We start from the raw sequence: 12,152 nt of genomic DNA, 5'->3' as shown, positions 1-12,152 counted from the left end.
GATGCCCTATGATTAGCGTATTCGATATTTTTAAAATCGGCATTGGCCCTTCCAGTTCTCACACCGTCGGACCAATGAAAGCAGGCAAGCAGTTCACGGACGATCTGATTGCCCGCCATATCCTTACAGATGTCACCCGCGTCGTGGTGGATGTCTACGGCTCTCTGTCATTGACGGGTAAAGGCCACCACACTGATATCGCCATTATTATGGGCCTGGCGGGGAATCTGCCGGACACCGTCGATATCGACGCCATTCCGTCCTTTATCCAGGATGTGAACACCCATGGGCGTTTACTACTGGCCAATGGGCAGCATGAAGTCGAATTTCCGGTCGATAAGTGCATGAATTTCCACGCCGACAACCTGTCTCTGCATGAAAACGGGATGCGTATTACCGCGCTGGCGGGCGATAAGGTGCTCTACAGCCAAACCTACTACTCCATTGGCGGCGGCTTTATCGTCGATGAAGAGCACTTTGGTTTGACGAATAGCGAACCCGTTAACGTACCGTACCCTTACAAAACCGCCGCGGATTTACAGCGCCACTGCCAGGAGACGGGTCTGTCGCTCTCCGGTCTGATGATGCAAAACGAACTGGCCCTGCACAGTAAAGAAGCGCTGGAGCAGCATTTCGCCAGGGTCTGGGAGGTGATGCGCAGCGGTATTGAGCGCGGTATCACCACTGAGGGCGTATTGCCGGGCAAACTGCGCGTTCCGCGTCGCGCGGCGGCGCTGCGTCGGGTGCTGGTCAGTCAGGATAAGACCACCACCGATCCGATGGCGGTCGTCGACTGGATCAATATGTTCGCGCTGGCAGTGAACGAAGAGAATGCCGCAGGCGGACGAGTAGTCACTGCGCCGACTAACGGCGCATGTGGTATTGTGCCGGCGGTGCTGGCGTACTATGACAAGTTTATCCGCGAAGTAAATGCTAACTCACTTGCTCGCTATATGCTGGTCGCCAGCGCGATTGGCTCGCTGTATAAGATGAACGCCTCTATTTCCGGCGCCGAAGTGGGTTGTCAGGGAGAGGTCGGCGTGGCCTGTTCCATGGCGGCAGCGGGTCTGGCCGAGCTGCTGGGCGGTAGTCCGGCGCAGGTGTGTATCGCCGCAGAAATCGCCATGGAGCATAATCTGGGGTTAACTTGCGATCCGGTTGCCGGCCAGGTACAGGTTCCCTGCATTGAGCGTAACGCGATTGCTTCAGTCAAAGCGGTCAACGCCGCGCGTATGGCGCTACGCCGTACCAGCGAACCGCGTGTATGCCTCGATAAAGTGATTGAGACCATGTACGAAACCGGTAAAGACATGAACGCTAAGTACCGCGAAACTTCGCGCGGCGGCCTGGCGATGAAGATCGTTACCTGCGATTAATTCTCAGCACATTTTAGGATCTGTAGGCCGGATAAGGCGCTCGCCGCCATCCGGCTTTTGTTGCCTGATGGCGCTTCGCTTATCAGGCCTACAGATAGCGCTATTTCGCAATGCTCGCCTCCCCCCGCCGTGAATGTTACCCTACGCGCAGGTTTGTAAGGGAGAACACCGTGGCTGCTCATCTGCTTATCGTCGACGCGCTCAATTTGATTCGCCGTATTCACGCCGTTCAGGGATCGCCCTGTGTGGAAACCTGCCAACACGCGCTCGATCAATTGATTATTCACAGCCAGCCAACCCATGCCGTAGCGGTATTTGATGACGACGCGCGCAGCAGCGGCTGGCGTCATCAGCGTTTGCCGGACTACAAAGCAGGACGTCCGCCGATGCCTGACGATTTACATAATGAAATGCCCGCCCTACGCGCCGCGTTTGAACAGCGCGGCGTACGCTGTTGGGCATCAGATGGTAACGAAGCGGACGATCTGGCGGCGACGCTGGCGCTAAAAGTTACCGAAGCCGGACACCAGGCAACCATTGTGTCAACCGATAAAGGCTATTGCCAGTTGCTCTCTCCGGGATTGCGCATTCGCGACTACTTCCAGAAACGCTGGCTGGACGCGCCGTTTATTGAAAAAGAGTTTGGCGTACTTCCCCGGCAGTTGCCGGATTACTGGGGTCTGGCAGGAATCAGCAGTTCGAAAGTTCCCGGCGTTGCCGGTATCGGCTCTAAAAGCGCGACCCAGCTATTGATTCAGTTTCAAAATCTGGAGGGAATTTACGCCCATCTGGACGAGGTGCCGGAAAAGTGGCGCAAAAAGCTTGAGACGCATAAAGAAATGGCATTTCTTTGCCGCGATATTGCCCGTCTGCAAACCGATTTACATATCGACGGAAACTTACAGCAGCTACGGCTGGTACGGTAGTTTTGTTGCCGGATGGCGGCGTGAACGCCTTATCCTGCCTACAGGACTGCACGAAATGTAGAGCGGATAAGCGCAGCGCCATCCGGCAAAATTACCAGGCGATATGATACAGTTCGACAATGTCCGCCAGACTCGCTTCACGCGGATTGCCGCCCGTACAGACATCATCGAACGCCGCCTGCGCCAGCGCCGGGATATCCTCTTTTCGAACGCCGACATCACGCAAATGCAGCGGAATTCCCACATCGCGATTTAACGCAAATACGGCTTCCACTGCGGCATTACGCGCCTCTTCAAGACTCAATCCTTCTACCTTCCCCCCCATCGCCCGGGCGATATCACGGAATTTCTCGTTGGTAGACCCGGCATTGAAACGCATCACATGCGGAAGCAAAATAGCATTCGCGACGCCGTGCGGCGTGTTGTAAAACGCGCCCAACGGATGCGCCATCCCATGTACCAGCCCCAGCCCCACATTGGAAAACCCCATCCCGGCAACGTATTGCCCCAGCGCCATCGCCTCACAGGCCTCTTTTTCTCCGGCCACGGCGCCGCGCAGCGCGCCAGCAATAATCTCAATGGCTTTGATATGTAATGCATCCGTCAGCGCCCATGCGGCCCGGGTAATATAGCCTTCAATAGCATGGGTTAGCGCATCCACGCCCGTTGCCGCTTTCAGCGCGGGCGGCATACCGTCCATCATATCGGCATCGATAAATGCCGCCTGCGGAATATCATGTGGATCGACACAAACGAATTTGCGCCGTTTCTCTTCATCGGTAATCACATAATTGATAGTGACTTCCGCCGCGGTTCCCGCCGTTGTCGGGATCGCCATAATCGGCACGCTGGGTTTACGGGTCGGCGATAGCCCTTCCAGACTGCGCACATCGGCAAATTCCGGATTGTTACTGATAATACCGATCGCTTTGCAGGTATCCTGCGGAGAACCGCCGCCAATGGCGATGAGATAGTCCGCACCGCTTTGGGTAAAGACCTTAAGCCCTTCCTGGACAACGGAAATCGTAGGATTAGGGATCACGCCCGCATAGATTTCCCACGCCAGCCCTGCGGCATCCATTCTGCTTGTCACTTTATCGACCACACCGCATTGCACCAGCGTTTTATCGGTAACAATCAGCGCTTTATGATAACCGCGGCGCGTCACCTCATCGGTTAATGCGTCCACCGCTCCCCGGCCAAACCATGCCGTTTCATTCAGAATCATTCTGTTCGCCATCGCCTGTCTCCTTACATCACTCTTCAATACGTAATCCGTAAGTTTTAAATTTCTCCAGTACGATAGCGATCGCCTCGTCATCCAGTACCGGTACCGGATCGACAATGGCCAGCGTACTTAAATAGAGCTGCGCCAGCACTTCCACTTCATGCGCCAGCCACAACGCTTTGTCTAAATTTTCTTCACAAGCGATAAGCCCGTGATGCTGTAACAGCGTCGCTTTACGATTTTTAAGCGCCACAGCAACATGGTCAGAAAGTTCGCGGGTGCCAAAAGTGGCGTAGGGCGCGCAGGGAATAGAGTTTCCCCCCGCGGCGGCAATCATGTAGTGAATCGCCGGAATCGGGCGATTCAGGATCGAGACTGCCGTACAATGGACAGCGTGGTTATGTACCACGGCATTGGCGTCAGGGCGCGTCTGGTATGCCGCCATATGAAAACGCCACTCGCTGGAAGGCAGTTTGCCCTGCTCATGCTGACCGTCTGCATCAATAAAGACAATGTGCGACTCTGTCAGCTTCTCGTAGGGGATCCCCGTCGGCGTAATCAGCAATCCGCCCTGATAACGTACGCTCACGTTACCTGCCGTCCCCTGATTTAACCCTAACCGCGTCATTTCCAGACAGGTATCAATAATCTGCCGCGCCAGTCTATTTCGTTCCATTATTTACCTCTCTCTGTGATTCAAAATGAGACAACAAAACCGCCTTTCGCATCGCGCTGCTGTCCTGTTGAAATAATCGAATAGTTAGCAACTATCATCATACTGAATAAAGAGAAGGGAATTTAAATAACGATATTTTGTGATTCACATCAATTAATTCGTCACGATAAACCAGACGACTACCGTTTATCTCGCCGATAAATGCCCGCTCTTAATAATATTTTTTAAAACGGGCAAAGATGAAGAATAAGTTACTCCTGCCCGTTTTCGTGGCAATAATTTAATTCGGGCATTCAGTCTGTGGTTTTTTAAATTAAACATCTCAAACGGTCATTTTTTTATGAAAATTAAAGTGATGATAATCACAGAACGATCTGCTCTCAGGTATAAATGTGACCGCCATCATATTAAAAGGCCTTTTTTATTTGAAAATGACTCCATGAGTTCATTCCGGACGCCAATTTATTACCGGTAAGAAAAGCGAACTCACCTAATTTTACGGTCTGGTGACCAGAACCGACCGCACGCAAAAGCTTCTGAACCGATGAGGATGCTATGGGAAACACAACAATACAAACGCAGAGTTTTCGTGCTGTGGATGCAGAGCAAAGCAAGAGCAAGCGCTACATTATTCCATTCGCCTTACTTTGCTCGCTATTTTTTCTGTGGGCCGTCGCCAATAATCTGAATGACATATTATTACCGCAGTTTCAACAAGCTTTTACGCTAACTAACTTTCAGGCCGGGCTTATTCAGTCAGCCTTTTATTTCGGTTATTTCGTCATTCCAATTCCTGCTGGGATTTTGATGAAAAAACTCAGTTATAAAGCAGGGATTATCACCGGGCTTTTTTTGTATGCTGTTGGCGCCGCATTATTCTGGCCTGCCGCCGAGATAATGAATTACACATTATTCTTAATTGGCCTGTTTATCATCGCCGCCGGTTTAGGTTGCCTTGAAACAGCAGCCAACCCTTTTGTTACGGTATTAGGTCCAGAAAGCGGCGGACATTTCCGGCTTAATCTGGCGCAAACTTTTAACTCCTTTGGCGCTATTATCGCCGTTGTGTTTGGGCAAAGCCTTATTTTGTCTAACGTGCCGCATCAATCGCAAGAAGCGCTTGATAAAATGACGCCGGATCAGCTTAGCGCCTATAAACACAGCCTGGTGTTATCGGTACAAACGCCATACATGATTATCGTCGCCATCGTATTAGTAGTTGCGCTGCTGATTATGCTGACCAAATTTCCGGCCCTGCAAAGTGACGATCATAGCGATGCTAAACAAAGCTCTTTCTTATCTTCTCTCTCCCGACTCATCCGTATCCGCCACTGGCGCTGGGCGGTGCTGGCGCAGTTCTGCTACGTGGGGGCGCAAACCGCCTGCTGGAGCTATCTGATCCGCTACGCCATTGAGGAGATCCCTGGAATGACGCCCGGTTTCGCCGCCAACTACCTGACCGGCACGATGGTGTGCTTCTTTATCGGCCGTTTCACCGGGACCTGGCTTATCAGCCGCTTCGCGCCGCATAAAGTGCTGGCCGCCTACGCCCTGTTTGCCATGCTCCTGTGTCTGATGTCCGCCTTTAGCGGCGGACATATCGGCCTGCTGGCGCTGACGTTGTGTAGCGCATTTATGTCAATCCAGTACCCGACCATCTTCTCGCTGGGTATCAAAAATCTGGGACAGGACACTAAGTACGGCTCGTCTTTTATCGTCATGACCATCATTGGCGGCGGTATTGTCACGCCAGTAATGGGCTTCGTTAGCGACGCCGCAGGCAAAATCCCGACCGCCGAACTGGTTCCGGCATTGTGCTTTGCCGTCATCTTCATTTTTGCCCGTTTCCGTTCACAAGCGGCGACAAACTGAACATTTATCCGAATAACGTGAGGAATCTGTCATGAAAAAAATCAGCTTACCGAAAATCGGTATCCGCCCGGTGATTGATGGACGTCGTATGGGCGTACGCGAGTCGCTCGAAGAACAAACCATGAACATGGCGAAAGCGACGGCGGCGCTCATCACTGAGAAAATCCGCCACGCCTGCGGGGCTCAGGTGGAGTGCGTCATTGCGGATACCTGTATTGCCGGAATGGCGGAATCCGCCGCCTGTGAAGAAAAATTCAGCAGCCAGAACGTGGGCGTAACCATTACCGTTACGCCGTGCTGGTGCTATGGCAGTGAAACCATTGATATGGATCCGATGCGTCCGAAAGCCATCTGGGGCTTTAACGGCACAGAGCGTCCTGGGGCGGTTTACCTTGCCGCGGCGCTGGCGGCGCACAGCCAGAAAGGCATTCCGGCGTTCTCCATTTATGGCCATGACGTGCAGGATGCCGACGATACCTCCATTCCCGCCGACGTCGAAGAAAAACTGCTGCGTTTTGCGCGGGCAGGGTTAGCGGTAGCCAGTATGAAAGGCAAAAGCTACCTCTCCGTCGGCGGCGTGTCGATGGGGATCGCGGGTTCCATTGTCGATCATAACTTCTTTGAATCCTGGCTGGGCATGAAGGTGCAAGCGGTAGATATGACCGAACTGCGCCGCCGTATTGATCAAAAAATTTATGATGAAGCCGAACTGGAGATGGCGCTGGCGTGGGCGGATAAAAACTTCCGCTACGGCGAAGATCAGAACGCCCAGCAGTATAAGCGCAATGAAGCCCAGAACCGTGCGGTGTTAAAAGAGAGCCTGCTGATGGCGATGTGTATTCGCGATATGATGCAGGGCAACAAGACGCTGGCGGACAAAGGGTTAGTTGAAGAATCGCTGGGCTACAACGCTATTGCCGCCGGCTTCCAGGGCCAGCGCCACTGGACCGATCAATACCCGAACGGCGATACCGCCGAAGCGCTGCTCAATAGCTCTTTTGACTGGAACGGCGTACGCGAACCGTTTGTCGTCGCCACCGAAAATGACAGTCTGAACGGCGTAGCGATGCTGTTTGGCCATCAACTCACCGGTACCGCGCAGATATTCGCCGACGTGCGAACCTACTGGTCGCCGGAAGCCGTAGAACGCGTCACTGGCCAGGCGCTCAGCGGCCTGGCGGAACACGGCATTATTCACCTGATTAACTCCGGTTCTGCCGCTCTGGACGGTGCCTGTAAACAGCGCGACAGCGAAGGCAAGCCGACCATGAAACCACACTGGGAAATCAGCCAACAAGAGGCGGATGCGTGTCTGGCGGCCACTGAATGGTGCCCGGCGATTCACGAATACTTCCGCGGCGGCGGCTACTCATCCCGTTTCCTGACCGAAGGCGGCGTGCCATTCACCATGACCCGCGTGAATATCATCAAAGGCCTGGGGCCAGTACTGCAAATCGCCGAGGGCTGGAGCGTCAAACTGCCGAAAGCGATACACGATCAGCTTGATGCCCGCACCAACTCTACCTGGCCTACCACCTGGTTTGCGCCGCGTCTTACCGGCAAAGGCCCGTTTACCGATGTCTATTCGGTGATGGCGAACTGGGGCGCTAACCACGGCGTACTCACCATCGGCCATGTAGGGGCGGACTTTATTACTCTCGCCGCGATGCTGCGTATCCCGGTATGTATGCACAACGTGGAGGAGGCGAAGATCTACCGTCCTTCCGCCTGGGCGGCTCACGGTATGGATATCGAAGGCCAGGATTATCGCGCCTGCCAGAATTATGGCCCGCTGTATAAACGTTAATGCGGCTTAGCCCGGTGGCGCAGGCTTACCGGGCCTACGGGCGCGTGAACCGTAGGCCGGATAAGCGTAGCGCCATCGGGCGGCGTTTATGGAGTTATCTATGAAACAAGACGTTATCCTGGTTCTCGACTGCGGTGCGACTAACGTTCGGGCGATCGCCGTTGATCGCCTGGGGAAAATTGTCGCCCGCGCCTCAACCACTAACGCCAGCGACATTGCCGCAGAAAATAGCGCCTGGCATCAGTGGTCGCTGGACGCCATCCTGCAACGTTTCGCCGACTGCTGCAGGTCACTCTCCAGCGCCCTGTCGGAGTGTGTTGTTCGCGGTATTACGGTGACTACGTTCGGCGTCGATGGCGCGCTGGTCGATGCGCAGGGTAAACTGCTCTACCCGGTCATCAGTTGGAAATGCCCGCGAACCGCTGCCGTGATGGAAACGATTGAGCGCTTTATCTCGCCCCGGCAATTGCAGACGCTCTCCGGCGTCGGCGCGTTCAGCTTTAACACGCTGTATAAACTGGTCTGGCTTAAAGAGAATCATCCGCGCCTGCTGGAACAAGCTCACTGCTGGCTGTTTATCTCGTCGCTGATTAACCACCGTCTGACCGGCGAGTTTACGACCGATATCACTATGGCAGGCACCAGCCAGCTACTGGATATCCATCAGCGCGACTTTAGTCCGGAAATCTTGCAGGCGACGGGCCTGGCGCGCCGCCTGTTCCCGCGTATCGTGGAAGCGGGCGCCCCGATAGGCACGCTACAGACAGACGCGGCCAGGCTACTCGGTCTCCCGGCGGGTGTGCCGGTGATCTCTGCCGGACACGATACTCAGTTTGCGTTATTCGGCGCTGGCGCGCAGCAAGGTGAACCGGTGCTCTCCTCCGGAACATGGGAGATTCTGATGGTACGCAGCGGTCAGGTGGATACCTCGCTGCTCAGTCAGTATCCGGGCTCGACCTGTGAACTGGACAGTCAGTCGGGGCTTTATAACCCCGGAATGCAGTGGCTGGCCTCCGGTGTACTCGAATGGGTACGAAAACTGCTGTGGACGCCGGAAACGCCATGGCAAACGCTGATCGACGAAGCGCGCGCTATTCCCGCTGGCGCGGAAGGCGTGCGGATGCAGTGCGATCTGCTTGCCTGCCAAAATGCAGGCTGGCAGGGCGTGACGCTCAATACCACCCGCGGCCATTTCTATCGCGCCGCGCTGGAAGGCCTGACAGCGCAACTTCAGCGTAATCTGCGCACGCTGGAGAAAATCGGCCATTTTAACGCCACAGAACTGTTACTGGTTGGCGGCGGCAGTCGCAACGCTTTATGGAATCAAATTAAAGCGAATCAGCTTGATATCCCTATCAAAGTGCTGGACGACGCGGAAACCACCGTGGCCGGCGCTGCCATGTTTGGCTGGTACGGCGTAGGCGAATTTAGTAGCCCGGAGCAGGCGCGCGCGCAGGTCAATTATCAGTATCGCTATTTCTGGCCGCAAACCGAACCTGAAATTATTGAGGGAGTATGAAATGCTAAAAACCATTTCACCGTTAATTTCCCCGACACTGCTCAAAGTGCTGGCCGAGATGGGCCACGGGGACGAAATCATTTTTTCCGACGCTCACTTTCCCGCGCATAGCCTGGGCCCGCAGGTGATTCGCGCCGATGGCCTTAGCGTCAGCGATCTACTGCGGGCAATTATTCCGCTCTTTGAGCTGGATAGCTACGCCCCGCCGCTGGTGATGATGGCCGCCGTGGAAGGCGACACGCTTGATCCCGGCGTTGAAGCGCGTTATCGCGATGCCTTGTCATTAGAAGCGCCGTGCCCGGATATCGTCCGTATCGACCGCTATGCGTTTTATGAGCGGGCGCAAAAAGCGTTTGCGATCGTTATCACAGGTGAGTGCGCGAAGTACGGAAATATTCTTTTAAAAAAAGGGGTAACGCCGTAATCTCTTGCCGGTGCGCCCGCATGACGCGGGCGTTCATCGAATGATGGGGTGAGAAAAATGAAAGCGGCACGCCAACAAGCGATAGTCGATCTGCTGATCAATCATAAAAGTCTGACCACCGAAGCGCTGGCCACCCGGCTTAACGTCAGTAAAGAGACCATCCGCCGCGATCTCAGTGAACTACAGACGCAGGGAAAAGTGCTGCGTAATCACGGACGAGCTAAATATATTCATCGTGAAAATCAGGACAGCGGCGATCCATTCCATATCCGCCTGAAAAGCCATTATGCGCATAAAGCCGATATTGCCCGTGAAGCGTTAGCGTGGATAGAAGAAGGAATGACGATTGCGCTGGATGCCAGTTCAACCTGCTGGTATCTGGCCCGCCAGTTGCCGGATATTCCCATTCAGGTTTTTACCAATAGCCATCCTATCTGTCAGGAGCTGGGAAAACGCGAACGCATTGCGCTGATAAGTTCCGGCGGCCAGCTTGAACGTAAATATGGCTGTTACGTTAACCCGTCGCTTATCTCACAGCTAAAATCGCTTGATATCGATCTGTTCATCTTTTCCTGCGAGGGAATCGACGGCGGCGGCGATCTGTGGGACTCCAATGCGATCAACGCCGATTTTAAATCTATCCTGCTCAGGCGCGCCTCGCAGTCTTTATTATTGATTGATAAAAGTAAATTTAATCGTTCAGGAGAGGCGCGCATCGGCCATCTGGATGACGTGACGCATATTGTTTCAGATGCGCCGCAGTCATAGGCCGGATAAGCTCCGGCGCTGATGACGCGCCGGATGACGGCAGCGCGTTTTTATCGCTCGTCGCGACGCCCGCCAACAGCCGCCCACAACCGACGCACGTGTACCGTCACCTCTTCGCGATCGTGATAAAGCTGACGCGCCTGGATCTGCGCATTAACGCCATGCTCATCCAACTGCGCCTGAAGATACGCCAGGTTATGCGACACCTCTTCATAGCGTTTTTTCATCGGCAGTTTAAGGTTAAAAATCGTCTCCCGACACCAGCCGTTCACCAGCCACTGCGCCATTAACGCGGTGACTTTGGCCGGCTTCTCCACCATATCGCAGACCATCCATGAAATATTATTCCGGTTCGGACGGTACCTGAAGCCATCCTCACGCAACCAGGTCACCTGTCCGGTGTCCATCAGGCTTTGCGCCATCGGGCCGTTATCTACGGAGTAGACCCACATATTGCGCTTCACTAACTGGTACGTCCATCCGCCGGGACAGGCGCCCAAATCCACCGCATACATGCCGTTCGCCAGACGTTCATCCCACTCATCTTCCGGGATGAAAACGTGGAGCGCCTCTTCCAGTTTCAGCGTTGAGCGGCTCGGCGCATCAGACGGAAACTTCAAACGCGGGATGCCCATATAAAACGGTGAATTGTTATGCGCGAGCGAATAACCGGTATAGCAACATCCTGGCGCGATAAAAAAGACATGAACGACCGGACGCTTCGGCGTTTCATAATTCGTCAATACGCCCGCATCACGCAAAGCCGCGCGCAGCGGCACCGTAAATTTGCGGCAGAACTTCATCAGTTCTTTACTTTCATTGGTGTCGGCGACTTCAACCCGCAGCTCGCCGCCTTTTTCCACTACGCCCTGCAACATGCCGACAATCGGCGTAATTCTGTCTTCCGGCGGTAAATGTTGCAGCAGTTCACCCACCACAAACCACTGGCGGGCGAAAATCAGCGAACTGAACGGCAGTTCTGAAATCAGCTTTTCGCCATCTTCCGGCTGGTAGCATTCATAAATGACATAGCCTGCGTTCTCTTTTACGCGTGCAAAACCAAATATTTCCCGTTTTCCCGCTTTATCGGTAATTTCTGCAGCGCACTCTTTTTCAAATCCCGGACGGCAGAGCAAGACAACTTTATTCATGGCTCGCGCCCTTACGTTTCATACGAATGGCGCCAATCAGCAATAGCGCCCAGCCCACCAGGAAACTGACGCCGCCGACAGGCGTGATATACGCCCACAGGCGCAGATGCGAAAGCGCAAGGCAGTACAGGCTGCCGCTAAACAGCACCGTGCCCAGCGCCAGAAAAACGCTACTCCAGTAAAACCAGATGCTGATACGGCGCTGCATCGCCACCGCCAGGCCAAAGATCGCCAGCGTATGGAACGCCTGATATTGCAGGCCGGTCTGAATCCAGCCCATTTCAACCACGCCCAGGGTTTTACTCAAAACATGCGCCCCGAACGCGCCCAGAGCAACGTAAATAAAACCGCTGATAGCGGCGACAATCAGCATAAAACGGCTGGTCATGGTCATACCCTAAGTTA

At 54.2% G+C, this 12,152-nt stretch carries 11 protein-coding genes; 7 read left to right on the top strand and 4 right to left on the bottom strand.

Annotated features, from left to right (window positions below; all coding sequences use genetic code 11):
* Window positions 1–8: 8 nt before the first annotated feature.
* Window positions 9–1,376, top strand: a complete 1,368-nt coding sequence (sdaB, locus tag ACLD4K_RS12480; protein WP_000626384.1) for an L-serine ammonia-lyase II — start codon at window positions 9–11, stop codon at window positions 1,374–1,376.
* Between the two features lie 170 nt (window positions 1,377–1,546).
* A complete protein-coding gene (gene xni, locus ACLD4K_RS12475; protein ID WP_411011950.1) occupies window positions 1,547–2,302 on the top strand; it encodes a flap endonuclease Xni in 756 nt (251 codons plus the stop codon).
* Window positions 2,303–2,393: 91 nt separating this feature from the next.
* Here the strand turns inward: xni and fucO are convergent, their stop codons facing one another.
* Both fucO and fucA read right to left on the bottom strand, forming a co-directional pair.
* A complete protein-coding gene (gene fucO / locus ACLD4K_RS12470; RefSeq protein ID WP_411011949.1) occupies window positions 2,394–3,542 on the bottom strand; it encodes a lactaldehyde reductase in 1,149 nt (382 codons plus the stop codon).
* A 16-nt stretch (window positions 3,543–3,558) separates the two neighbouring features.
* Window positions 3,559–4,206 carry an L-fuculose-phosphate aldolase gene (fucA, locus tag ACLD4K_RS12465; RefSeq protein WP_000440819.1) on the bottom strand — a complete coding sequence of 216 codons (648 nt, stop codon included), beginning with the start codon at window positions 4,204–4,206 and terminating at the stop codon, window positions 3,559–3,561.
* Between the two features lie 555 nt (window positions 4,207–4,761).
* Here fucA and fucP point away from each other — a divergent pair.
* From fucP to fucR, 5 genes are all read left to right on the top strand, one after another.
* Complete coding sequence (gene fucP, locus ACLD4K_RS12460) at window positions 4,762–6,078, top strand: L-fucose:H+ symporter permease (protein WP_411011948.1); 1,317 nt, start codon at window positions 4,762–4,764, stop codon at window positions 6,076–6,078.
* A 31-nt stretch (window positions 6,079–6,109) separates the two neighbouring features.
* The gene (fucI, locus tag ACLD4K_RS12455; protein WP_411011947.1) at window positions 6,110–7,885 is read left to right on the top strand and encodes an L-fucose isomerase; all 1,776 of its coding nucleotides are present in this window, start codon (window positions 6,110–6,112) and stop codon (window positions 7,883–7,885) included.
* Window positions 7,886–7,985: 100 nt separating this feature from the next.
* On the top strand, window positions 7,986–9,404 hold the full coding sequence (fucK, locus tag ACLD4K_RS12450; protein WP_411011946.1) for an L-fuculokinase: 1,419 nt from the start codon (window positions 7,986–7,988) through the stop codon (window positions 9,402–9,404).
* A 1-nt stretch (window position 9,405) separates the two neighbouring features.
* On the top strand, window positions 9,406–9,828 hold the full coding sequence (fucU, locus tag ACLD4K_RS12445) for an L-fucose mutarotase (protein ID WP_411011945.1): 423 nt from the start codon (window positions 9,406–9,408) through the stop codon (window positions 9,826–9,828).
* A gap of 57 nt (window positions 9,829–9,885) precedes the next feature.
* Window positions 9,886–10,596 (top strand): L-fucose operon activator, encoded by a 711-nt coding sequence (gene fucR / locus ACLD4K_RS12440; protein ID WP_000642330.1) that lies wholly within the window; start codon window positions 9,886–9,888, stop codon window positions 10,594–10,596.
* A 50-nt stretch (window positions 10,597–10,646) separates the two neighbouring features.
* Here fucR and rlmM read toward each other — a convergent pair whose 3' ends face one another.
* Entirely contained in the window at window positions 10,647–11,747 is a 1,101-nt protein-coding gene (gene rlmM / locus ACLD4K_RS12435; RefSeq protein ID WP_001045497.1) for a 23S rRNA (cytidine(2498)-2'-O)-methyltransferase RlmM, read from the bottom strand.
* A complete protein-coding gene (locus tag ACLD4K_RS12430) occupies window positions 11,740–12,135 on the bottom strand; it encodes a DUF423 domain-containing protein (RefSeq protein ID WP_000203913.1) in 396 nt (131 codons plus the stop codon). Before ACLD4K_RS12430 ends, rlmM begins: the two co-directional genes overlap by 8 nt.
* Window positions 12,136–12,152 lie beyond the last annotated feature (17 nt).

It is taken from the genome of Salmonella sp. 741265055_HSA, from assembly GCF_046569525.1.
GTDB classification, from domain to species: Bacteria; Pseudomonadota; Gammaproteobacteria; order Enterobacterales; family Enterobacteriaceae; genus Salmonella; species Salmonella enterica.
The sequence above is the reverse complement of the archived record's forward strand: the minus strand, read 5'-3'. Positions and strand labels throughout refer to the sequence as shown.

Coding starts and splice junctions, on each gene's coding strand:
- rlmM (WP_001045497.1), bottom strand. CDS start 11,747: ATGAATAAAGTTGTCTTGCTCTGCCGTCCGGGATTTGAAAAAGAGTGC.
- fucO (WP_411011949.1), bottom strand. CDS start 3,542: ATGGCGAACAGAATGATTCTGAATGAAACGGCATGGTTTGGCCGGGGA.
- fucA (WP_000440819.1), bottom strand. CDS start 4,206: ATGGAACGAAATAGACTGGCGCGGCAGATTATTGATACCTGTCTGGAA.
- fucP (WP_411011948.1), top strand. CDS start 4,762: ATGGGAAACACAACAATACAAACGCAGAGTTTTCGTGCTGTGGATGCA.
- ACLD4K_RS12430 (WP_000203913.1), bottom strand. CDS start 12,135: ATGACCAGCCGTTTTATGCTGATTGTCGCCGCTATCAGCGGTTTTATT.
- fucK (WP_411011946.1), top strand. CDS start 7,986: ATGAAACAAGACGTTATCCTGGTTCTCGACTGCGGTGCGACTAACGTT.
- fucU (WP_411011945.1), top strand. CDS start 9,406: ATGCTAAAAACCATTTCACCGTTAATTTCCCCGACACTGCTCAAAGTG.
- sdaB (WP_000626384.1), top strand. CDS start 9: ATGATTAGCGTATTCGATATTTTTAAAATCGGCATTGGCCCTTCCAGT.
- fucI (WP_411011947.1), top strand. CDS start 6,110: ATGAAAAAAATCAGCTTACCGAAAATCGGTATCCGCCCGGTGATTGAT.
- fucR (WP_000642330.1), top strand. CDS start 9,886: ATGAAAGCGGCACGCCAACAAGCGATAGTCGATCTGCTGATCAATCAT.